Consider the following 22,088-nt stretch of genomic DNA (forward strand, 5'->3'; position numbering starts at 1 on the left):
AATGAAAAAAATTATTTTACCTATAATATTTTTTGCAACCACTTTTAGCGTGGTTAATGCACAAATTAACCCACAAACTGGTAACCAAACTGCAGAAGTACAGCAAGATACAAACACTAGCGAATATTATCTTAAAGATATCGTTGTAGACGGTGTTAAAAAATATTCTTCGGCACAGATCCTTAGAATGGCAGGCTTGGTAAAAGGCGAAAAAATCGAAATACCAGGACAACGTATTAGCTCTGCAATTAAAAAATTATGGGACTCACAATCTTTTTCTAAAGTTGAAGTTCTTGTAGAAAATGTTGAGGGCGATCAAGCGGTTCTTAAGTTTTCTTTACAAGATCTTAAAGAACTTGGTGAAGTTAAATTTACAGGAAAAGGTATCGGTAAGTCTAAGAATGAAAAATTCATTAAAGATAATAACCTAAAGCCAGGAACAAAAATTAATAACAATTTAGTTTCAAGTTTACAAAACAAGATTCCTCAAGAATATATTAAAAAAGGTTTTGCTGACGCTAATATCAAAATCACGGATAAGCCAAGTGCTACCGATCCTAACATGGTAGATTGGACTATTGAGGTTGATAAAGGTAAAAAGGTAAAAATTGATGAAATCGTTTTTAAAGGAAACCAAAATGTATCTTCTAGCAAGTTAAGAAAAAAAGGTTTCAAAGACACTAAACAAAAACGATTTTTAATCGGACTTATTAAGCCTTCGAAATTTATTGAAGAAAAATATGAGGAAGACAAAAAACATCTTATTAGCTACTATAACTCGTTAGGTTTTAGAGATGCGGCAATTGTTTCGGATAGCGTAACACGTGATCAAAAAGGATTCCACATCAATGTTGACCTTAGCGAAGGGAAAAAATATTATATCGGTGATATTAACTTCATCGGTAACACAACTTTTACTACAGAGTTTTTACAAAAGATTTTAGGTTATAAAACTGGAGATATTTACGATGCGGTAGGATTTAACAAAAAAGTTGGTGAAGACGGTGGTAAAGAGGATGACTCTGACCTTAAGTCAATCTACATGAACAATGGTTTCTTGTTCTCAACGGTAACACCAATTGAGAAAGCTGTTAAAGGTGATTCTATCGATTTAGAAATCCGTATCAATGAAGGTGAAAAAGCAACTTGGAACCGTGTAACTTGGTCTGGTAATACAACAACGCATGACCACGTTATCCTTAGATCTTTACAAACGAGACCTGGTGCTTTGTTTGCAAAATCTGATATCAAAAGAACTTATTTCGAGTTGGCAGGTATGCAGTTTTTCGATCCTCAACAGATTGGGACAGATGTAAAGCCAAATCCTCAAGATAACACGGTTAACATGCATTGGACGTTGGTGGAGAAAGGATCTTCGCAAGTTCAGTTACAAGCTGGTTACGGTGGTAACTCTTTTATCGGTACTTTGGGATTAACGTTTAATAACTTCTCTCTTAGAAACTTCTTGAAGTTTAAAGATTTTAAACCAGTTCCTCAAGGAGATGGTCAGGTTTTATCTTTACAAGCACAGGCTGGACAATACTTTACAAACTACTCAATCTCTTTTGTTGAACCTTGGTTATATGGTACACGTCCAACTGCTTTGAGTGTTGGTTTCAACTACTCTCGTGTTAATTATGATTATTATACTGGTGAGAACCAGAAATTAAATATTTTCTCTGCTAACGTAGGTCTAACGAAAAGATTGAGATGGCCAGATGACTATTTCTCATTCTACACTGGGTTACAATTCCAGAGTTATAACTTCCAGAATTATCCTTTCCAATTTGGTGACAAACAAGAGATGAATGGTTCTACGAAGTCATTAACGATGAATTTGGGACTTTCTCGTAACTCTGCGGGTCTAGATCCTGTATTCCCAACTTATGGATCTAACTTAGATTTGTCTGTTAAATTCACGCCACCTTATTCGTTATTTGAAAAGAAGGACTATGCAAATATGCCTGCCTTGGATAAATATAAGTGGATGGAATTCTTTAAAGTTAAATTTAAAGCAGATTTCTATAACGAAGTTGTTGGTAAGCTTGTTCTTAGAACAACTGCCGAGATGGGTTACCTTAGTGGATATAACAAAGATTTGGGAGCACCACCTTTTGAGAGATTCTATGTCGGAGGTGTAGGGCTTTTCAATGGTAGATTCGATGGTAGAGAGATTGTGCCGTTAAGAGGTTATGAAAACGCCTCTTCTACAGGTTTTACAAGTTCGACACCTTATGATATTACACCTTACGGTGGAGCAACTATTTACAATAGATTTGCGATGGAGTTAAGATATCCAATCTCAATGAACCAAACTGCCAAAATCTTCGCATTAACATTTGCTGAAGGTGGTAACGCTTGGAACTCTTGGGGAAGTTATAACCCATTCCAATTAAAAAGATCCGTAGGTGTTGGTATTAGAGTATCGATGTCTGCATTTGGATTAATCGGATTTGACTTTGCATATGGATTCGACAAAGGTATTGGACAATCAGAACCTTCAGGATGGCAGACTCACTTCCTAATGAACCAACCATTATAATTTTTATACATTTGTAATATGAAGAAATTAGTTTTAGCTTTTGCAGTATGTGTTTTTTCTAGCACAGCTTTCGCACAAAAAATGGGTGTTGTAGACACTAATTATATATTGAGCAAATTACCACAATATAAAGAAGCCGAAACTAGACTTAATACACAAGTTGCGCAATGGCAAGGTGATTTACAAAGATTACAAAATGAATATGAAACCAAAAAAGCTGCTTTCGAAAGCGAAAAGGTTTTATTAGTTGGTGATCAATTAAAATTGAGAGAAAAAGAAATCTCAGATTTAGAAAATAATATTCGTAATTCTATCAACGGACGTTTTGGTACAGGTGGCGAGATCGATCAATTACGAGCAAGTCTTGTTAAACCTTATCAAGATCAAATCTGGAATAGCATCGAAACAATGTCTAAGAAAAATAGCTTGGGCATAGTCTTTGATAAAAGCAATAACACAAGTGTATTGTTTTTAGACAAAAAGTATGATTATACAGATGCTGTGTTAGATTTATTGGTAAAAACACTTCCAAAATCTAATACGGATACAAAAAACAATAACAAAGTTGGAGCGCCAGTTCTTAATAACGATCGTGGAACTAGAAGTAGAACCGCCCCAACTAAAACCAACAATCCAAAAGCATCTCAACAGTTAAAGACTGAGAGTTTGCAAATGGAAGTTGCTAAGTAACAATTAAAATTATATAAATTCTATTATGAAAAAACTAAGTGTATTATTTGCAGCAGTTATGATGTTTGTTGCAGTAGGCGTTGCAAAGGCTCAAAAAATGGCTTCATTAGATGTTGCTTCTGTACTTAGCGTTATGCCAGAGAAAATTAAGTTAGATCAACAAATGAAAACTTTGTCTGATACTAAAAAAGCAGAATTAGAAAAGAAAAGAACTGCAGCTCAACAAACATTTGAAAAATATCAAAAAGAAGCTTCTACTCAAACTCAACAGATCAATGAGCAAAGAAGTGCTGAGATGGAAAAACTTCAATCTAACCTTCAACAAGAAGCTATGGCTGGTGAGAAAGATATCAGAGACAAATATGACGCTGGTCTTGCTCCAATCGAAGCTAAAATTAAAGATGCTATCTCTAAAGTAGCTAAAGCTAAAGGATACGATTTCATCGTTGACGATACAGTTTTCGTATACAAAGGAGGTCCAGATGCAACTCAAGATGTTAAAACGCAATTAGGTATTAAATAATTCGTTTTAATTAACAAATATTAACCACTCTTTCTGGAGTGGTTTTTTTATTTTTGCGCTATGGAAAAAGAATTCAAGAGTTTAGCCAAAATACGTTTCGGAGATTGCGATCCAATCGGGCATCTTAACAATATCAACTATTTGGTATATATGCTTAATGCGAGAGAAGATCATGTTGAACAACATTTTGGATTTACTTATGAAGAATATGCTACCAAAACTGGTTTTACATGGGTAAGTATTCAGAATGAGATAGCCTATTTCAAAGAAGTTAGATATAATAAAAAAGTTGTAATTTCCAGCAAGTTAATCGATTTGCAAGATCGCGTTTCGAAAGTCGAAATCTTAATGAAAAGCGAGGACGAAAAAACAATCCACGCAGTTCTTTGGATGACGGTTATTCATTTTAGTATGAAAGCCAGAACTAGCGTTCCGCATCCGCAAGAGACTTTGGATTTGTTTACACCGACTATTGTTGATCTTCCCGAAAAAGAATTCAGTGAGCGTGCGAAAGTCTTAAGACAATTTAATAAAGCTAAAAATTAGTACTATGAAAAGAATATTGGTAATCGGAGCAAACGGCCAGTTGGGACATTGTTTACAAAAATTGGCGCATCGTTATCATGATGTTTTCGATTTTAATTTTACAAGTTCTAGCGTTTTAGACATTACGAAACACGAAGATATTTCTCGTGAGTTTCAGGATTATCAACCTGACTACTGCATCAACGCTTCAGCTTACACGGCTGTAGATTTGGCAGAAACTGAGGAAGATAAAGCCTTTGCAGTTAATACTTATGCTGTTGCAGATTTGGCAGATGTTTGCGAAAGCCACGAGTGTACATTAATCCACGTTTCGACAGATTACGTTTTCGAAGGTAATACCAACATCGATTATTCTGAAGACAATTTTACAAATCCACAAGGCGTTTATGGCGCAAGTAAAAGAAAAGGCGAGGAGTTAGCTTTAGATAACAACCCAAAAACGATTATTTTGAGAACGTCGTGGTTATATTCGGAGTTTAACAAGAACTTTGTTAAAACCATGCTTAACTTGTTTGCAACAAAAGATGAACTAGGAATCGTAAATGACCAATACGGACAACCGACTAATGCAAACGATTTAGCGGACGCGATTATGGAAATCATTAAAAAAGATGCGAAGCATTTTGGGATTTTCCACTTTTCAAATTATCCTGAGACGACTTGGTTTAACTTTGCTGAAAAGATTAAAGAATATTCAGGTTCTAGTGTTAAGCTTAACCCAATTACGACAGAGCAATTTCCGACGCCTGCAAAACGTCCAATGCGTTCTACGATGAATCTTGACAAAATCGAAAAAACTTATGGTATCGAGCCTCGTCGTTGGGAACATAGTTTGGAAGAATGTATCGAAGTTTTAAAAAGTTTAAAATAAAACTTGGTTTTTCAAGTTTAAAAATCAATAATGAATATTAAAAAAATAATTTCTTTCGGCGTTTTTTTGTTTGGTGTGATGGCTTTTGCACAAAATGTAATCCTGAGCAACGTTGCAAAAACTCATGAGAACACCGATAAGTTTCTTTACAAAATAAATCCGGAAATAACCAAAGGCGAATATCTTGGAGAAATTTTAGTGAATGGTTTTTCTAATGACGATGTTGCTGTTTTTGATGCGATTTACAAAAAAGCAAAACAAATCGGAGCCAATACTTTTTCGTGGAGAAAACCCGATGGTTTGGAGGACGAAGCTTTCAACCCCAACCATTATATGTTGAGTTTGTACTACGTTGCAGCCAACGATATCCCGAAAGAATTTAATACAATTTATTTGGTGGCGTCGTCTAATAAGGATCAAAAAATCAGTATTAATAAAGATAAATTAGAGCTTAAAGAAAGACATTTTATCAAAAAAAGTTTTAATGTTGGTGAAGAAATTACTGTGTCGACGCGACAGTTTTTGGGAAGTGGAATAAAAGTTACGGGCAAAGAAGAACATCCGGCACAATATTTCCAAATCTCGAATTTTAAAGTAAAAGAAAATAAAAGTATCTACGGTGGAATTAATATTAAAACCAGCGATATTATTGGACTAGAACGTTCTTACGGTGATTTTTTAACCACGATCTATACAGAACAGAAATAAAACAAAAAACATCTCAACCGAGATGTTTTTTTTATGAGTATTGATAAGTCCTCGCAAATATATTTTCTTCTAATATTGTCAATTCGAGTTAAAATCAGGAAGATTTTGTATCGAGAATTTTTTTATGTTACCAAATGGATTTCAGTTTCCAAAGTTTTATTAAATACGGGACTAAAACCAAAATTTCTAATCGCACATTAATGTCAATATTGTCCCAAGTCGAATGCTGAATAAACATGGCGAAAAGACAAAATGCAATTCCAAAAATGGCATCCACAATTCCTAAATTAATCGCCCAATCTTTCTCAAACCAAAGTCCAAAAGCGACTAAAGCTTTAAATAGGAAAATAATTAAAATTGCAACACCATCAAAAGTCCAAACTTGGTCGGTCGTAATGCCATAAATCGACAAATCTATTTTTGAACTGAAAATCCCAAAAATCGGAATGAATAATGCGACAATCCCAGCAATTAGAAAAATCCACGTAAAGACTTTCATCCAAATTGGAAGAAGTGCGCGGCGTCTAAGGTTTTCGTTGTCAAAAGAATCAAAAATGTCGAGTTGCTCCATAATTTTATTTATGGCTTCAAATTAAGAAAATAATTCCATAATAACCTTATTTCATTGAATTCAAAATCTGATGGCAAAACACTTTTCCAATCGTTAAGCGTTTCTTGTGGATTTTCTTTAAATGCTTTTTCGAAACTTTCGATTTTTTCTTTTGGATAAATTCTCAAAAGATCTTTCTTATCCAAAACGCCTTGTTCAGCAAATTTGGCTAAATGTCCATAGACCGTCGATACAACCAAACCTCGTTCTTTAGCGATTTCGCCCAAGGTTTTTCCATCTTGAAACATTTGGAAACTTATAATATGCGTCGGGATTTTTTTGATCGTTGCTGAGATTTCAACATCATTTTTTTTGTCGAATAATTCAACGTTAAGAAGCTTCGCGTCTTTGATGTCTTTTAAATAGTCTTGTAAATCATCAATCCAAATTTTAAAATCTTCATTGTAAGCTTTAAGTCCTTTGACACCTTTTGTAGTTGCATAAAAATCTTTTAATGGGACAAAAATTTTATCATTAACATTCGTGAAAAAGAAATTAACAGCGCCTTTTGCTTTTTCTTCAACTTGTTGCCAATCGCTTTCCTGATTGATAAATTTATAAGTTAATTGTTTTAAAATCTTTTCGAACTTAACAAAAATTTGCTGCAGATTATTGATTTCTGGTTTTAAAGTTAAATATAGATTTTTCTTCTGCTCACGATCGAGATAACGACTATCTTTTCCGCTGTTATACCAGATTTCTAAAGTCTGCGCAAACCATGTACAGTCCAATCTTCGGATAACTTTTTCGATGCTGTAATCGTATTTTTCAGCTTCCAAAATAGCTTCCATTTTGTCATTCGCATTGGTCGTCGATTGGAATTCGGCAACGCGATGATCTTTAAAAATAACTTCAGGTGTAATTCTAGATTTCAAAACAATACCTTCCAAAGTTCGACAACGAGACAAAGCAACATAGACTTGCCCAGAAGCAAAACTTTTTCCTGCGTCGATAATCAATCGGTCAAATGTCAAACCTTGGCTTTTGTGGATGGTAACCGCCCAAGCCAAACGAATCGGATATTGTTTGAAGCTTCCCAAAACTTCTTCTGTAATATTTTTTTCGGCGTCGAGTCCATATCTTTTTTGTTCCCAAATTTCAGGTTTAATGACGAATTCTTCTTCGCTGCCTTCCATGACAACGCTTATTTCATCACCGTTGATGTAGGTGATTTCGGCCAGTTTTCCGTTGTAATAACGTTTGTCGGGCGATGTGTCATTTCGGATAAACATAATTTGCGAACCAACTTTTAGTTCTAAAGTTTCTTCATTCGGATATTGACTTTCTTTGAAATCGCCAACAATTTCGGCATCAAAATAATGTGAAGAATTGCCGAGTTCTTTTAATTTTCGTTGATTAATTTCATCCGCTTGTCGATTGTGTGAGCAAAGATAAACGTAAGCTTCTTCATCGGCTTCAAAGTCTGGATCGTAACGAGAATTTAATTCATTAAAATCAATGTTTTCGACATCACCATTTCTGATGGCATTTAATATTTCTAAGAATTTTTCATCCGTTTGTCGATAGACTTTTCGAAGTTCTATCGTAATAATTGGATAATCTTCTAAAGCTTTTGCATGAAAGAAAAAAGGCGATTTGTAATATTGATTTAACAGATATTCGTCTCTAACAACTGGTGGCAACTGGTAAAGATCACCAATAAATAACATCTGTACACCTCCGAATTTCAAAGGATTTCTGCGGATATGTCGCAGCGCAAAATCCATCATGTCCAAAACATCAGCCCGCAACATTGACACTTCGTCAATAATGATAACTTCGATCTCACGAAGAAGTTTTAGTTTATCTTTTCGGTATTTAAAGTGCGGCATAAGATCCGCAATATTATTCGCTATATTTTGATCGATACGTTCGGTTGTTGGGATAAAAGTCCTCAAGGGTAACCCAAACATCGAGTGTATCGTAACACCACCAGCATTAATTGCAGCGATGCCCGTTGGCGCGATGATGATGTGTTTTTTCTGAGTTTTTTTAACAAAATTATTGAGGAAAGTGGTCTTACCAGTTCCTGCTTTTCCTGTCAAAAAAATACTACGATTGGTATGCTCAATCAAATCAAATAAAGCCTCGTTTTGTTCCATAAGTTTTTAGGATTATTTAATTCGATTAGGATTTTGTTTAAGAAAACTATCCCAACCAGTATAAGATTTTTCGGTAGAAATACTTCCAGAATTAAAATGATGACAAACGGCAACCGCCAAACCATCCGAAGCATCGAGATATTTGGTCGGGAATTCTTTTAAGTTTAAAAGTTTTTGCAACATTCCTGCAACTTGTTCTTTGCTGGCGTTTCCGTTTCCAGTAATTGCCATTTTAACCTTTTTGGGAGAATATTCCACAATCGGGACATCGCGATGCAGACTAGCAGCCATTGCAACACCTTGTGCGCGACCAAGTTTTAACATACTTTGCACATTTTTACCAAAGAAAGGCGCTTCCAAAGCGACTTCGTCAGGATGATATTCGTCTATTAACGAAAGTGTTCGGTCAAAGATGTGTTTTAGTTTTATTTCGTGGGTATCGTATTTTTTAAGAATTAATTCATGGATTGCGAGAAGAGACATTTTGCCACCTTTAATAGTGATAAGTCCAAATCCCATCACGGCTGTTCCTGGGTCAATTCCTAAAATGATTTTTTCCGTTTGCATCCTCACAAAGTTACGTCAAGATTTTTTAAAAATTTGAATATTAAAAATTTTGCATTAAATAAAATAGTACATTTAGAATCACAAAAAATTAACAAAATATCTATGAAAAAACTTTTACTTGCCTCAGCATTTTCGCTGAGTTTTGGTGTTGCGCCGATCGCTATCTATGCGCAAAAAAACATGACAGAAGCTCCAGTTTTTGTTAGCAATACCGAAGGAATCAAAGAATACACTTTAAAAAATGGACTCAAAGTTCTTTTGGTTCCAGATGCTTCACAAAGTAATATGGTGGTTAACATCGTCTATAATGTTGGCTCGCGCCACGAGGGTTACGGTGAAAAAGGTATGGCGCATTTGCTAGAACACATGCTTTTTAAAAGTACCAAAAAATTAGGTGATATCAAAAAGCAATTATCTGATAAAGGTGGCACAGCTAATGGAACAACTTGGTACGACAGAACCAATTATTACGAAGTTTTTCCTTCGAGTGATGATAATCTTCGTTGGGCTTTGGAGATGGAAGCAGACAGAATGATAAATGCGACGATTTTGCAATCGGATCTTGATAAAGAGTTTTCTGTTGTTAGAAATGAATTCGAAATCGGCGAGAATAATCCTGGAAGGGTGCTGCAAGAAAGAATTGTCTCAACTGCATATTTATGGCATAATTACGGAAATTCGACAATTGGAAGCAAAGAAGATATCGAACGTGTAAAAGCGCCAACACTTAGAAAGTTTTATGAAAAATTCTATCAGCCAGACAATGCAACCTTAATTGTTGCTGGTAAGTTTGATGAGAAAAAAGCATTAGATTATGTTTCTCAATATTTTGCGCCCATCCCAAAACCTTCGCGAGTGATTGACTTGACTTACACAGTTGAACCTGCGCAAGATGGTGAGCGTTTTATAGAATTGAAGCGTTCTGGTGATAGCAAAGTTATTGGTGCGCTTTATCACACTGCGCCATTTGCTGATAAAGATTATGCAGCTTTGGATGCGCTAAGCGAAATTTTGACGTCGGATCCATCAGGATATTTGTACAAAGCTTTTATTGATACGCACAAAGCGGCTTCTGTGTACGCTTGGCAACCAACAGTTCGCGATGCTAGTTATATGTATTTCGGGTTAGAAGTTCCGAATGATAAAGATGTTAAAGCAACGCAGGAAGATTTTAGAAAAGAATTAGATAAAGTTTCAACAATTAAATTTACAGATGATGACGTTAAGCGTGCAAAAGCGAAACTTCTGAAACAGTTGGAAAATACCAAAAACAACACGATTAATTATGCTATTAATTTAACGGAAATTATTGGTGCTGGTAACTACAAACTTGAAATGCTTTATCGTGACAATATCGAAAAGTTAACGAAAGGGGATATTCAACGTGTTGCCGAAAAATACTTTAAAAGTAACAATAGAACAGTTGGAGCCTTTATTCCAACTAAAGATGAAGTTCGTGTTAAAAATATAGAGTTTTCGGATGCGCAGATTGCAACTTTGACTAAAGATTATAAAGGTCGTGCTATCGAGAAAGAAGCAGCACCTTTTGAGGCATCTATCAAAAATCTAAAAGCAAATCTTACAGAGTCTAAGTTGAGCAATGGGATGAAGTATGCTTTGATTAAAAAAGAAATAAAAGGCGGGAAAGTGGTTGCCAATTTCCGTTTTCCAATCGGGAATGCTAAAGATTTAACAGGAAAATCTGATGTGGCTTCTTTAATGGCTGAAGTTCTTAAAACTGGGACTAAATCGCATACCAAAGAGCAAATACAAGATATGTTGGACGAGTGGAAGACCAATCTTTATTTCGGATTTGGAGGTCAAAATTTGGTTGTAAATGTCAGCACTTACAAAGAAAATTTGCCGAAAGTGATGAATTTGGTTAAAGAGATTTTAACTGAATCAACCTTCCCAGAAGCTGAATTGGTAAAAACGGTTAACGAATATAATACGTATCTAGAAGGTTCGCTTAACGATCCGCAAGCTATTGCTTTTAACGAGATCGAGCGTGTTGCTTCGCCATATTCTAAAGAAAGTATTTATTACACGCCATCTATTAAAGAACAAATTGAAAACAACAAAAAAGTAACACGTCAACAATTGGTAGATTTCTACAATTCGATGCTTGGTAGCAATAATGGCGTTGGCTCTGTTGTTGGAGATTTGGATGCAAAAACGACAGGTTCATTGCTAGAAAATACTTTTGGAAAATGGAATTCTAAATCAAAATATGAATACATAAAACCTGAATTATTTTCAACTAAAAAATTAGATAAAGAAATCATTACACCTGATAAGGAGAATGGTGCAGCAGTTGGACGTATCAACTTTACAATGGATCGTAATAGCCCAGATTATCCAGCGATGGTGATGGCTAACGAGATTCTTGGTAGTGGTGGCTTCTTGTCTGCGCGTATCCCAATGCGTCTTCGTGAGAAAGAAGGTATCAGTTATGGTGCGGGTTCTTTTATGAACGTCCCAGCTAACAACGATGTGGCATCTTGGTCGTGGTATGCCTTCTACAATCCGACTAAAAAAGATGCGGTTAACAAGGCTTTGAAAGAAGAAATTGCAACAGCTCTTAAAGGAGGTTTCACGCAAGAAGAGATGAAATCTAATTTAACATCTTGGCTTAATTCTCGTAAAACAGGTTTGGGCAATGACGGAACTTTGATGAATTTAGTGAACACACAATTGCAATTTGGTGTGCCATTAGACGATTATGACAAGTTGGAAGCACAAGTTTCTGCACTCAAATTAGATCAAGTTAATGCTGTTCTTAGAAAGTATATTTCTGAAGATAAATTGACGTCAATTTTTGTTGGAGATTTTAACAAGAAATAGTTTTAAACCAAATAATATTTAAACAAAGTCCGAGTTATTTACTTGGACTTTGTTTCTTTTAAATATGAAAAACGCAACGCTTATTGTCATGGCTTTTCTCGTGATTATTGTATGTGCTACTGCATATTTGTATATTGATTTTAAAATGAAGGATGACAATTTTAATAAAATTAGAAAAGGAATGCATTTGTCGGAAGTCACACGTGTTTTAGGTAAGCCTGATAAAATCTACGACTTTTCAAAGGATGAAGTACGATTAGTTTACTATCCAGTTTTTCCAATATCAGAGTATATGGTTTTCTATACTACTAAGGACGAGCTTGTAACAAGAACTTGGAGTGGCGATTAGAAAGATCAATTTATTTTAATTATTAGATGAAAGTTCGAGTTAATTGCTTGGACTTTTTTATTGCTTTAAATTTTTTCTATTATTAACCTTTAAATTGTGTTTAGAAAAATTTCAATCAAATTTCAAATCCAGTTTATCAATATATTTTTGAGGAATAATGAATTTTTTATTTTCAAAATCCACCTCAAATTGGAAAGTCTGTTGTTGTGAATATGACTGTATCGAAATCCAGTTTTTTCCGTCAGCGTAATGGATTTCACAACGTCCTGCTATGCTAAAATATTTTCGTTTGTCTTTGCTTAACCAGATTTTGGTGCGATTTTGTAAACTTTCAGAAGCCCAATCAGGATCGGCAACATCAGCTCTATAAACCATTTCTGGCGTAGGTACATATTCAAAATCTTTACAGATGATTTTAAAAACAGTTTCCTTAGATTTTTCGTTGGATTTATAAACTTTTAAAAGCTTTTGTTGACCATCATAAACTTCGATTGTCGCATTACCATAAAACACAATAAGGTCTTCGGTTTTAGAATTTAATTTGTTATTGAAAGTCCCAGCGTGATAATAAATTGACTTGATGGATTTGCTGACTTTATGGTTTTTAAAATCGATAATATCAAAACTATTTTCTAAACTACCAAATAAAGAAGCTTTATGTTCTACAATCGCTTTGTACTTTTTTGGAAGTTTGATTTTTTCAGCAACTAAATCTGGAATTAAATAAGAAGCATTTGCATCTTGATAATGATAATAATTTCGGTTATTAAGTTTTATTTCATCCTGTTCTTGGTCTGTTAAACTAAATTTTTCGGTGTTAGATTTCGAATAAAAATCAACTTGATTGTCTTTTTTCATTGCTAAATAATCAGTGAAAAAGAAATCTACACGTTGATAAGTTGGCTCTAAAAATTCTGCAAGATTTGTCTTGTCAACGATCCCGAAAATGCCGTTATGACCAAAAGCGGAATATCGATTTTGTGAGAACCCAAAAGTGAAAACACTTAATAATATCAGTAACAGAAATTTTCTCATAAAAATGTTTTTAGCTTTTCGAAGATAATATTTTTGTAGTTAATGATATTTAATTATACAAAAAACCTCAGAATTTCTGAGGTTTTTGTTATTATATTTTTAAATGAGAGACTATGATTTTGTGGCGGTCACAATCTTCAAAACATATCCCGTTGGCTTTCCAATACGGATTTTTTGGCTCAAGAATCGGAACTTGATGTTTTTTTAGATTTTCCAAAATTTGATCATATTCCGATTGTGAATTCGGATAAAAAACCAAAATGTCATCGTCATCAAAAACAGCTTTTGAAGCTTCGTTGCTTTGCGTAAATTCTAGATGCCAGTTTTCATTTCGCTTTCCTAAAAATACACCATCGTAATTATCATGATTTTTAAAACTTCCCAAAACTTCAAAACATAAAATGCTAGTGTAGAAGTGGCTTAGTTTTTCAATATTTGATGTATGTCTAGCGACGCGAAATATCATTTTTTTAAACTAAATAAAATTGGTTAAGTTTTTCTTCGCACAAAGTTTTGACAACATTAATCCATTGGTCTTCGTCGTTAAGACAAGGGATGTAATGGAAACTTTCGCCACCAGCATGCAAAAATTCTTCTTTACCTTCCACCGAAATTTCTTCTAAAGTCTCTAAACAATCGGACACAAAAGCTGGACAAACCACAGCAATATTTTTAATTCCCTTTTTAGGAATGCTTTCGAAAGTCTCGTCTGTATAAGGTTCAACCCATTTGTCTTTCCCCAAACGAGATTGGAAACTCACGATAACCTTTTCTTTCGGAATACCCAATTTCTCAATCACCAATTCTGTCGTTTTGTAACATTGGTGGCGATAACAATAGGCATTATGCGTTTCCACTTGGCTGTTGATACAATTGGCATCATCGATTTTGCAAGTGTTAGAAGGATCGGTTTTGTAAAGATGTCTTTCTGGAACGCCGTGGTAAGAAAACTGCAACGCATCAAAATGTGTCGGCAATTTTTCACGAATACTTTCCGCTAAACAATTGACGTAATCTTCACGATTATAAAACGGCTGAATGTAATTAATCTTAACATCAGGAAATTTTTTCTTGCGAACGCTTTCTGCTTTTTCGATAACCGTTTCTGTTGTGCTCATCGCATATTGCGGATACAACGGAAACAAAACAATCTCCGAAATGCCTTGATCAACCAATTTTTGAATGCCAGTTTCGATGCTTGGTTCTGCGTAACGCATTCCGATTTCTACAGGAACATCAACCAGCTTTTGAAGTTTGGTTTTTATCTGTTCTGTAATAACAATAAGTGGAGAACCTTGGTCTGTCCAAACCGTTTTGTAAGCTTCGGCAGACTTTGCTGGACGCGTTTTCAGGATAATACCTTGTACCAAAAGCGCACGGCCAATCCAGCGATAATCGATAACACGTTCGTCCATCAAGAATTCGTCGAGATAGTCTTTGACATCTGCAACAGAAGTTGATTTTGGAGAACCTAGATTAACAAGTAAAATCCCTTTTTTGTTTGTGTTTTTTGGAGGTATATTGTTGGTATTCAATTTTTTGTATTAAAAGGTTTTTGAATTTATTTTAAATTTTAGCCGTTAACCGCTTCAACTTTTTCCACTAGATCGGGAACAAATTGTTTTAAAATATTTTCGATACCGTTTTTAAGCGTTGCTGTTGAAGAAGGACATCCGCTACAAGCGCCTTGTAGAAGCATTTTTGCTGTTTTGCTATCTTCATCATATTCCATAAGTGAGATTTTTCCACCATCATTTTCAACCGCTGGTGCCACATATTCCATAAGAATATCGCTAATTTTTTGCTCATTGTCTGTGTAATCTCTATTAAGAATTTTCTGAACAGGATTTTCGTGTGGATGCGGTTCTACATTAGAAATTTCGCCGCCACCTTGTAGATAATCTGCAACTTTAGAACGCACTTGCGTCATAATCTGATGCCACTCGTATTGGTTATCTTTTGTCACGGCAACAAAGTTGTCACTAATGAAAACTTCTTTTACAAAATCAAATTCGTCGAAAAGCGCTTTTGCTAAAGGAACAAACTCTGCGTCCTGTACATTTTTGCATTCTAAAAAGCCATCCATAAGCATTTTGTTAGAAACGAATTTCATAACATTTGGGTTAGGCGTCATTTCAGAATAGATCTGGTACAATTCTTTTTTCTTTTGAAGGTAAATTCTTGGGTTTGCAAGAAGTTCGTCTTCGATAACGTTTTTAAGATTTTCGGCTACATGCTCCCATTCTACGCTGTCTTCTTTGGCAACTGCGATAAAGTTAGCCGTGATAAAAATACGGTTAACAAAAGGATAGTTGAACAATTCTTGCGCTAATGGGATTTCCGAAATGTCGGAATCTCTATCGAGTTCTAAAGAGCCTGGGATGAGGTTGTAATCTGCTACAAACTTTAGGACTTTAGGATTTTCTGTTGGTTCTATTAAAATTTGTCTCATAGACTGGATTTTTCTTATGCAAAAATATCGTAATTTGGTGGAAGAAAAAAATGTAAGAATGCTTAAGAATTCTGTGTTGGCTTGAGGAATAGGAGTTTAGAGGTTATTTGAATTTTCTATCAGACTTATGGCTTATCGAAGCACAAAATTCTAGCCCCGATTGCAGCGGCATCCTTTTGTGGTGGCGGCCGAGCGTAGCGAGGTCGCCACAACAAAAGATACAACGGAAAGCGGGAATAGCTTCTAAAAAATTAAACTTAAATAATGGCAATAGTTAGAGAACTTCTAGGAAAAACGCCCAAAATGGGGGAGAACACATGGTTGGCTGAAACAGCAACGGTAATAGGTGATGTAGAAATGGGAAGCGATTGTAGCGTCTGGTACAACGCGGTGATTCGTGGAGATGTTAATTCCATAAAAATCGGTAACAAAGTTAATATTCAGGACAATGCAATGGTGCATTGCACGTATCAAAAAAGTGCGACTGAAATTGGAAACAACGTGTCCATAGGTCATAACGCGATTGTGCACGGTTGTACTTTGAAGGATAATGTCCTAATTGGCATGGGCGCAATTGTGATGGACGATTGTGTGGTAGAAAGTAATTCGATTGTGGCTGCAGGTGCAGTTGTTACGGCAAATACACATATTGGCGAAGGCGAAATCTGGGCTGGCGTCCCTGCAAAAAAAGTGAAAGATGTTTCGCAACAATTAATAGAAGGCGAAATTAACAGGATTGCCAACAACTATATGAAATATTCAGGTTGGTATAAAGAATAAAATATGCTGAAAATAATCTCGGACTTCTGGAGTGTTCTTAAAGAAAGCTTTAGCGAGTGGATGAAGTCGTCTGCGAGCAAAGACAGTGCGAGTATTGCTTATTACGCGATTTTCTCGCTTCCCGGATTGCTGATTATTGTGATTTGGGTAGCGGGAAATTTTTATGGTGAAGAAGCGATTCGTGGTGAAATTACCGCTCAGTTCCGAGGAATCATGGGGAAAGATGTTGCTTCTAGTATCGAAAGTATTGTTACCAGCGCTGTCATTGATAAACAAAATATCTGGATGAAAACTTTAGGTGTCGGTACTTTAATTTTTGGTGCTACAACTTTGTTTTTCCAAATGCAGACGTCGCTTAATCAACTTTGGGACATCGAATCTGCACCAAAACGTGCTTGGCAAAAATTCTTGTTAGATCGCGCCAATTCTCTGGGAATGATTCTCGTTATCACGTTTTTGCTTTTGATAAGTATGGTTTTGTCCTCGCTTTTGGGACTTGCCAATAATCTGATAACTGGTTATTTCGGGATTGAAACTTACATTCTGATGCAAATTTCCAATTTTGTGTTGGGGTTTTTGGTGGTAACTTTGTTATTCGCTTTTATGTTTAAAGTTTTGCCCGACGTCGAAATCTCTTGGAAGTCCGTCTGGATGGGCGCTGTAGTAACTGCTTTGTTATTCAATATCGGGAAAATGTTGCTGAGTTTGTATTTTGATTTGTCTAAGCCAACTTCTGTTTTTGGCGCTGCTGGTACGGTTATTCTTATTATGATGTGGGTTAATTATAGTTGTCAAATTATCTTTTTTGGCGCTGAGTTTACCAAAGTCTATGCATACAAAAAAGGACATTATATAAAACCTTCAAAATTCGCAAAATGGAATGCCGAAAAGCGATTGCGAGACCAGGAAAACAGCATTATTGTTCCAACAGAAGAATCTAAATCTTAATATTCTTCTTTTCAAATTTATTTTTTTCTTTATTAAATAAGCTTTGCGAATCTTTGTTGAAATTCATTTTAAAATTTAAAATAGGATTAAAAACCTTGGCATATTTTTCGCTACTTGGTTAAGCCTATTACTATTTGTAACAAAATGGAATTAGATGTGACAAATAGTCAAACTAAATAACAACTTTTTATAATGAATGGATTACAACATTTTCTAATACTTTGTTCGGGTGCGAATGTTCATATTTTGAAAAAAACGCCCTCGGAATGGAATAAATTTGCAGGTATTGGTGGTATCGTTTTGTTTACCGCGATCTTTGCAACTTTGTCTGCTGGTTACGCCATTTTTACAGTTTTTGATGACTATTGGGTTGCTGCAGGATTTGGACTTTTGTGGGGTTTGATGATTTTTAATCTCGACCGATATATTGTATCGTCGATTAAGAAAACAGTCGGTTGGTGGCATCAGTTGTTGATGACTTTGCCGCGTTTAGCTTTGGCTACTTTTCTCGGAATTATCATTGCAAAACCTTTGGAACTTAAGATTTTTGAAAAGGAAGTCAACAAGCAACTTAACACGATTATTCAACGGAATAAAAAACAATTACAAGCCGAGATGAATGGTCGTATTCTTCAACAATCTGGACCTTTTGATACTGAGAAAAAAGAAATTAATGATAAAATTGCAGCTTATAGGATTTCGTATGATTCTGCTGCGGTAGAATTGGAAAAAGAGATTCTCGGTACTAAAACTGGACTTACCAGCGGTAAAGAAGGTTATGGACCAAATGCTAAACGTAAAGCCGAACTGAAAGAGCAACGTCGACAAGATTTAGAAAATTATCAAAAACAAGTCGCACCACGTTTGGAATATCTCGACAAAGAAGTGTCAAAAGTCTATACCAACCTAGAAACTGAAAGAAAAAGCACCGAAACTTTTGAAGATAAATTCAATGGATTTGCTGCGCGATTACAAGCTTTGGATGAGTTGGGCAAAAACTCTGCAATCATTGCTCTAGCAGCGAGTTTTATCATGGGAATGTTTATCTGTCTGGAGATTTCGCCAGTGTTGATTAAGCTAATTTCCAATGTTGGTCCTTATGATTATCTTTTAGAAAAGACCGAACATTCTTTTAAAGTCTATGCTAAAGAAAAAATTGCAAAAGGCGATATGAGTACTAAACATCGCCTGAAGGTTTTCGAACAGGATTTAGATAAAGAAGAATAAACTTAAATTTTACGTGTTTTAAAATAGATTTCATTAATAGAAATCTATTTTTTTGTGCTTTAGTTTTATCTTAATGTTAAATATGAGAAAAATCTTTTTTCGTATTTGATTATTTCTATATTTTTGCGAAAACTAATTTCTATGAAACTTATTACCAGTACTCTCCTCGTTCTTGTGGGGAGTCTAAGTGCGAAGCTTTCTGCGCAAAATCAATTTATCGGTCAGATTATGTTTGTACCTTACAATTTTGCACCTCAAGGTTGGCATGATTGCGATGGCTCTCTTTTACAAATTTCTCAGAATACCGCATTGTTTTCTTTACTAGGGACAACTTATGGAGGAAATGGTATGACTAATTTTGCATTGCCTAATGCACAAGGTCGCGTGATTATTGATGATGGACAAGGCGCAGGTCTTAGTGATTATTATATAGGACAAACAGGTGGCACAGAAAGTGTCACACTTTCCATCGCAGAAATGCCAACACATACACATCAACTGATGGGTACGGCAGAAGTGGCTAATCAGAATAAACCAAATGCTGCTTATCCTGCAAAGACAAAGACGCTTGACAAAGAATATTCAACATCTACACTTGCTGCAGATGAGGTTATTATGAAATCTACTGCTGTTAGTGCCGTTGGAGGCAATCAAGCACACGAGAATCGTATGCCTTCTTTGGCTTTAAAATGCATTATTGCTATGCAAGGTGTTTTTCCAGCAAGACCATAAAAACTTTTACCATGAATAAATTTAAAAAACTAACTATCATTGCGTTGTTAATGATAGGTGTCAAAGGCTTTTCGCAAAACGTGCCCCTGATTGGCCAAATCATGTGGGTGCCATATAATGTTGTTCCAAAAAACTGGGCGCCTTGTGATGGAAGATTGTTGAACATTAGCCAAAATACTGCTTTATTTAGTTTGCTAGGTACACAATTTGGTGGCAATGGTACGACAAATTTTGCTTTACCCGATATGAGAGGACGTACTATAATGGGAGATGGTCCTAACTATGTAGTTGGTACACAAGTTGGGGTTCCTTGGGTGACCTTAACTCCCAATGAATTACCAACGCATAACCATAATCTTACTGCTGTCAAAGTAAAAGGTGACTCTTCTACTCCTGTAGGAAATCGTATGGCAGATACTTTAGCAGGCGATCCAGAATACTCGGATGCGGCTGCAGATACTACAATGTCAAATAATATGTTGTCAGGTTCAGGAGCTTCTCAACCACATAACAATATGCAGCCTTATACGACATTAAAATGTATTATCGCACTACAAGGTATTTATCCGTCACGTAATTAATTTCAAATAACTAAACCATGAAAAATAAATTTTTAATACTAGGTATTTTGCTTGCTTTTATAGCAGGTAATACTAAACTAAAAGCACAAGGCGGAGGTGATGCTTATCTGGGACAAATGCTATATGTCGCATTTACTTTTGCACCGCAAGGTTGGGCAGACTGTAACGGTCAACTAATGTCTATAAATGAAAACTCTGCTTTATATAGTTTGATAGGAACAACTTATGGTGGCGATGGTGTGACGACCTTTGCATTGCCTAATGTACAAAGTCGCGTGTTGGTTGGTGATGGTACTTCAACTACCAGTGGTGGTAATTATGTATTAGGACAATCTGCTGGCACAGAAAAGGAAACTTTAACAATAAATCAAATGCCTATGCATAATCATCAAATTACTGCTGTTAGTGGTGTAGGTAGTCAAAATCTTCCTACTAATGCTTTGCCGTCTGATAGTCAAGTTTTGGATAAAAAGTATGCGACAAGCGGGACCTTAGCACCAATGAATAATCTTTCTGTTAAAACTGCGGGAGGTAGTCAACCACATGATAACATCCAGCCCTATATTACTTTTAAGTGTATTATCGCACTACAAGGTATTTATCCATCACAAAACTAAAAACACTATGATTATGAAAACTAAAATACTACTGTCTTTGTGCTTGGGATTTGGATTATCTAAGGCACAAACAATTAATTATAAAGGTTGTTACAATCTATTTAATAACCAAGATTTTGTTTTGACTAAAACCGGCACGGATACTTACGGTAAAGGCATCTATATTACAACGCCTGTTACAGGCGATCAACCTTGTGGAGGACTTGGGATTTGCGAATTCAAAATCCAATGGAATAATACCAATACAAGATGGGAATTTCTGGCTGACCAAGGTGATGGTGATTTTGTTGATCCTTATGTTGTTTTTTATAACGCTACCGGAAGCTCTTCAGCTGTTAATCCACCAAGCAATACTACGGGAGAATGGTTAGAGAATACTGCGATAACCCAAGGTGAATGTGGCGGAAGCATGTCTGGCGCTAATTCTACAATGACCGGAGATGTCCATACTTCAACATTGGCTTTATCAGATTTTAATAAGAATAAATTTAAGATTTACCCAAATCCAGTTAAAGACGTCTTGAATATTATTGCTGATGAACAATTAAATTCAATATCGATTTATGATAATGCTGGAAGATTAGTCGTTTCGGAAAAGTCTAAATTAAACATTAATGTTTCAAAACTTTCAAAAGGTTTGTACATCATAAAAATTGAAACAAAAGATTCTAAAAATCACGAAATTAAATTTATTAAAGAATAGAAACTTCTATTTTTAAAAAAGTAAATCCGACTTAGTTAGCTGAGTCGGATTTTTGTTTTCCTAAGTTTTCTAAATTCTCGATACAAAATCTTCCTGATTTTCACCCAAATTGACGCTATGAATATACATCCTATATCTGAATATTTTATCTCGAAAGTTAATATTTAATTCCAAAAAAAGTAAAAATTTAGTTGGTGCCTAAAGTCAAAATAAGTGCGTCTGTTACACTTTTCTGCGAATAATATTTAGCTGAACAAACATTTGATCTCAAAGTGTAATTTCCTTTATCGATGATAAATTGGTTTTTACTGTTTTTAGAAACTGGAAGATTGTAAATTTTGTTTCCTCCAGATTGAGTTAGGCGGACAATAATATTGCAATTCGAAGTGTTGGTAATGACAGCGGCAGTTTGCTTTTCTTTTGGATCGGCGTCGTTGAGTAGGTAGGTGAGGACTTTCGCAGTTTCGTCATTTTTATTGATTTGATCTTTCGCGATAAGATCAGCAAACTCGCGACTTTCGTTGGTTGAGGAAGTTGTACCCGAATTTGGACGATAGACAGAACCTGACGGAATCACGTCACATCCGACTAATGACAGCAGTAATACTACAAGAAAATAGTTTTTTATTTTAAACATGAATTTTAAAAATAATATTAATTT

Annotated in this window: 23 protein-coding genes; 15 read left to right on the top strand and 8 right to left on the bottom strand. The window is 35.3% G+C overall.

All coding sequences use genetic code 11. The features are described 5' to 3' along the window. The first annotated feature begins 1 nt into the window (after position 1). From B5X62_RS06860 to B5X62_RS06885, 6 genes are read left to right on the top strand one after another with little or no spacing between them, the layout of a single operon-like run. Positions 2-2,542 (top strand): BamA/OMP85 family outer membrane protein, encoded by a 2,541-nt coding sequence (locus tag B5X62_RS06860; RefSeq protein ID WP_079666665.1) that lies wholly within the window; start codon positions 2-4, stop codon positions 2,540-2,542. Positions 2,543-2,560: 18 nt separating this feature from the next. Then, complete coding sequence (locus B5X62_RS06865; protein ID WP_079666666.1) at positions 2,561-3,232, top strand: OmpH/Skp family outer membrane protein; 672 nt, start codon at positions 2,561-2,563, stop codon at positions 3,230-3,232. Positions 3,233-3,257: 25 nt separating this feature from the next. After that, a complete protein-coding gene (locus tag B5X62_RS06870) occupies positions 3,258-3,755 on the top strand; it encodes an OmpH/Skp family outer membrane protein (RefSeq protein ID WP_079666667.1) in 498 nt (165 codons plus the stop codon). A gap of 60 nt (positions 3,756-3,815) precedes the next feature. Continuing rightward, complete coding sequence (locus B5X62_RS06875) at positions 3,816-4,301, top strand: acyl-CoA thioesterase (RefSeq protein WP_079666668.1); 486 nt, start codon at positions 3,816-3,818, stop codon at positions 4,299-4,301. A gap of 4 nt (positions 4,302-4,305) precedes the next feature. Further along, the gene (rfbD, locus tag B5X62_RS06880; RefSeq protein ID WP_079666669.1) at positions 4,306-5,172 is read left to right on the top strand and encodes a dTDP-4-dehydrorhamnose reductase; all 867 of its coding nucleotides are present in this window, start codon (positions 4,306-4,308) and stop codon (positions 5,170-5,172) included. Positions 5,173-5,202: 30 nt separating this feature from the next. Further along, complete coding sequence (locus B5X62_RS06885; protein WP_079666670.1) at positions 5,203-5,880, top strand: hypothetical protein; 678 nt, start codon at positions 5,203-5,205, stop codon at positions 5,878-5,880. 127 nt (positions 5,881-6,007) lie between these two features. On the opposite strand, the gene B5X62_RS06890 is transcribed toward B5X62_RS06885, so the two are convergent. From B5X62_RS06890 to ruvC, 3 genes are read right to left on the bottom strand one after another with little or no spacing between them, the layout of a single operon-like run. Continuing rightward, complete coding sequence (locus B5X62_RS06890) at positions 6,008-6,451, bottom strand: hypothetical protein (protein WP_079666671.1); 444 nt, start codon at positions 6,449-6,451, stop codon at positions 6,008-6,010. Positions 6,452-6,459: 8 nt separating this feature from the next. After that, the gene (locus tag B5X62_RS06895) at positions 6,460-8,592 is read right to left on the bottom strand and encodes a helix-turn-helix domain-containing protein (RefSeq protein WP_079666672.1); all 2,133 of its coding nucleotides are present in this window, start codon (positions 8,590-8,592) and stop codon (positions 6,460-6,462) included. Positions 8,593-8,604: 12 nt separating this feature from the next. Continuing rightward, positions 8,605-9,159 (bottom strand): crossover junction endodeoxyribonuclease RuvC, encoded by a 555-nt coding sequence (ruvC, locus tag B5X62_RS06900; protein ID WP_079666673.1) that lies wholly within the window; start codon positions 9,157-9,159, stop codon positions 8,605-8,607. Between the two features lie 102 nt (positions 9,160-9,261). Between ruvC and B5X62_RS06905 the strand changes: the two genes are divergently transcribed. Then, positions 9,262-12,003 (top strand): M16 family metallopeptidase, encoded by a 2,742-nt coding sequence (locus B5X62_RS06905; protein ID WP_079666724.1) that lies wholly within the window; start codon positions 9,262-9,264, stop codon positions 12,001-12,003. Between the two features lie 64 nt (positions 12,004-12,067). Beyond that, complete coding sequence (locus tag B5X62_RS06910) at positions 12,068-12,352, top strand: hypothetical protein (protein WP_079666674.1); 285 nt, start codon at positions 12,068-12,070, stop codon at positions 12,350-12,352. Between the two features lie 111 nt (positions 12,353-12,463). Here the strand turns inward: B5X62_RS06910 and B5X62_RS06915 are convergent, their stop codons facing one another. From B5X62_RS06915 to B5X62_RS06930, 4 genes are all read right to left on the bottom strand, one after another. Then, the gene (locus B5X62_RS06915) at positions 12,464-13,387 is read right to left on the bottom strand and encodes a hypothetical protein (RefSeq protein WP_079666675.1); all 924 of its coding nucleotides are present in this window, start codon (positions 13,385-13,387) and stop codon (positions 12,464-12,466) included. Positions 13,388-13,478: 91 nt separating this feature from the next. Then, a complete protein-coding gene (locus B5X62_RS06920) occupies positions 13,479-13,853 on the bottom strand; it encodes a VOC family protein (protein ID WP_079666676.1) in 375 nt (124 codons plus the stop codon). A gap of 4 nt (positions 13,854-13,857) precedes the next feature. Continuing rightward, positions 13,858-14,922, bottom strand: a complete 1,065-nt coding sequence (gene hemH / locus B5X62_RS06925) for a ferrochelatase (protein WP_245797165.1) — start codon at positions 14,920-14,922, stop codon at positions 13,858-13,860. 38 nt (positions 14,923-14,960) lie between these two features. Beyond that, positions 14,961-15,839 (bottom strand): NifU family protein, encoded by an 879-nt coding sequence (locus B5X62_RS06930; RefSeq protein WP_079666677.1) that lies wholly within the window; start codon positions 15,837-15,839, stop codon positions 14,961-14,963. 264 nt (positions 15,840-16,103) lie between these two features. Between B5X62_RS06930 and B5X62_RS06935 the strand changes: the two genes are divergently transcribed. From B5X62_RS06935 to B5X62_RS06965, 7 genes are all read left to right on the top strand, one after another. Continuing rightward, positions 16,104-16,619, top strand: coding sequence for a gamma carbonic anhydrase family protein (locus B5X62_RS06935; protein WP_079666678.1), 516 nt, complete (start codon positions 16,104-16,106; stop codon positions 16,617-16,619). Between the two features lie 3 nt (positions 16,620-16,622). After that, positions 16,623-17,567: a YihY/virulence factor BrkB family protein gene (locus B5X62_RS06940; protein WP_079666679.1), complete on the top strand. Its 945-nt coding sequence runs from the start codon at positions 16,623-16,625 to the stop codon at positions 17,565-17,567. Between the two features lie 192 nt (positions 17,568-17,759). Further along, on the top strand, positions 17,760-18,794 hold the full coding sequence (locus tag B5X62_RS06945) for a DUF4407 domain-containing protein (RefSeq protein WP_079666680.1): 1,035 nt from the start codon (positions 17,760-17,762) through the stop codon (positions 18,792-18,794). 141 nt (positions 18,795-18,935) lie between these two features. Beyond that, the gene (locus tag B5X62_RS06950) at positions 18,936-19,526 is read left to right on the top strand and encodes a phage tail protein (protein ID WP_079666681.1); all 591 of its coding nucleotides are present in this window, start codon (positions 18,936-18,938) and stop codon (positions 19,524-19,526) included. A 101-nt stretch (positions 19,527-19,627) separates the two neighbouring features. Then, positions 19,628-20,107 (top strand): phage tail protein, encoded by a 480-nt coding sequence (locus B5X62_RS06955; RefSeq protein WP_221405219.1) that lies wholly within the window; start codon positions 19,628-19,630, stop codon positions 20,105-20,107. Between the two features lie 17 nt (positions 20,108-20,124). After that, a complete protein-coding gene (locus tag B5X62_RS06960; protein ID WP_079666682.1) occupies positions 20,125-20,724 on the top strand; it encodes a phage tail protein in 600 nt (199 codons plus the stop codon). A gap of 13 nt (positions 20,725-20,737) precedes the next feature. Beyond that, positions 20,738-21,427 (top strand): T9SS type A sorting domain-containing protein, encoded by a 690-nt coding sequence (locus tag B5X62_RS06965; protein WP_079666727.1) that lies wholly within the window; start codon positions 20,738-20,740, stop codon positions 21,425-21,427. 187 nt (positions 21,428-21,614) lie between these two features. Here B5X62_RS06965 and B5X62_RS06970 read toward each other — a convergent pair whose 3' ends face one another. After that, positions 21,615-22,064 (bottom strand): DUF6759 domain-containing protein, encoded by a 450-nt coding sequence (locus tag B5X62_RS06970; RefSeq protein WP_144038318.1) that lies wholly within the window; start codon positions 22,062-22,064, stop codon positions 21,615-21,617. Between the last annotated feature and the right edge of the window lie 24 nt (positions 22,065-22,088).

This window comes from Soonwooa buanensis, assembly GCF_900167905.1.
Taxonomy (GTDB): Bacteria; Bacteroidota; Bacteroidia; order Flavobacteriales; family Weeksellaceae; genus Soonwooa; species Soonwooa buanensis.

Bases quoted from the DNA above. Each gene is read 5' to 3' on its own strand.
- rfbD (WP_079666669.1), top strand. From the start codon at position 4,306: ATGAAAAGAATATTGGTAATCGGAGCAAACGGCCAGTTGGGACATTGT.
- B5X62_RS06905 (WP_079666724.1), top strand. From the start codon at position 9,262: ATGAAAAAACTTTTACTTGCCTCAGCATTTTCGCTGAGTTTTGGTGTT.
- B5X62_RS06930 (WP_079666677.1), bottom strand. From the start codon at position 15,839: ATGAGACAAATTTTAATAGAACCAACAGAAAATCCTAAAGTCCTAAAG.
- B5X62_RS06960 (WP_079666682.1), top strand. From the start codon at position 20,125: ATGAAAAATAAATTTTTAATACTAGGTATTTTGCTTGCTTTTATAGCA.
- B5X62_RS06965 (WP_079666727.1), top strand. From the start codon at position 20,738: ATGAAAACTAAAATACTACTGTCTTTGTGCTTGGGATTTGGATTATCT.
- B5X62_RS06890 (WP_079666671.1), bottom strand. From the start codon at position 6,451: ATGGAGCAACTCGACATTTTTGATTCTTTTGACAACGAAAACCTTAGA.
- B5X62_RS06885 (WP_079666670.1), top strand. From the start codon at position 5,203: ATGAATATTAAAAAAATAATTTCTTTCGGCGTTTTTTTGTTTGGTGTG.
- B5X62_RS06935 (WP_079666678.1), top strand. From the start codon at position 16,104: ATGGCAATAGTTAGAGAACTTCTAGGAAAAACGCCCAAAATGGGGGAG.
- B5X62_RS06875 (WP_079666668.1), top strand. From the start codon at position 3,816: ATGGAAAAAGAATTCAAGAGTTTAGCCAAAATACGTTTCGGAGATTGC.
- ruvC (WP_079666673.1), bottom strand. From the start codon at position 9,159: ATGCAAACGGAAAAAATCATTTTAGGAATTGACCCAGGAACAGCCGTG.
- B5X62_RS06955 (WP_221405219.1), top strand. From the start codon at position 19,628: ATGTGGGTGCCATATAATGTTGTTCCAAAAAACTGGGCGCCTTGTGAT.
- B5X62_RS06940 (WP_079666679.1), top strand. From the start codon at position 16,623: ATGCTGAAAATAATCTCGGACTTCTGGAGTGTTCTTAAAGAAAGCTTT.
- B5X62_RS06950 (WP_079666681.1), top strand. From the start codon at position 18,936: ATGAAACTTATTACCAGTACTCTCCTCGTTCTTGTGGGGAGTCTAAGT.
- B5X62_RS06945 (WP_079666680.1), top strand. From the start codon at position 17,760: ATGAATGGATTACAACATTTTCTAATACTTTGTTCGGGTGCGAATGTT.
- B5X62_RS06865 (WP_079666666.1), top strand. From the start codon at position 2,561: ATGAAGAAATTAGTTTTAGCTTTTGCAGTATGTGTTTTTTCTAGCACA.
- B5X62_RS06910 (WP_079666674.1), top strand. From the start codon at position 12,068: ATGAAAAACGCAACGCTTATTGTCATGGCTTTTCTCGTGATTATTGTA.
- B5X62_RS06915 (WP_079666675.1), bottom strand. From the start codon at position 13,387: ATGAGAAAATTTCTGTTACTGATATTATTAAGTGTTTTCACTTTTGGG.
- B5X62_RS06860 (WP_079666665.1), top strand. From the start codon at position 2: ATGAAAAAAATTATTTTACCTATAATATTTTTTGCAACCACTTTTAGC.
- B5X62_RS06895 (WP_079666672.1), bottom strand. From the start codon at position 8,592: ATGGAACAAAACGAGGCTTTATTTGATTTGATTGAGCATACCAATCGT.
- B5X62_RS06870 (WP_079666667.1), top strand. From the start codon at position 3,258: ATGAAAAAACTAAGTGTATTATTTGCAGCAGTTATGATGTTTGTTGCA.
- B5X62_RS06920 (WP_079666676.1), bottom strand. From the start codon at position 13,853: ATGATATTTCGCGTCGCTAGACATACATCAAATATTGAAAAACTAAGC.
- B5X62_RS06970 (WP_144038318.1), bottom strand. From the start codon at position 22,064: ATGTTTAAAATAAAAAACTATTTTCTTGTAGTATTACTGCTGTCATTA.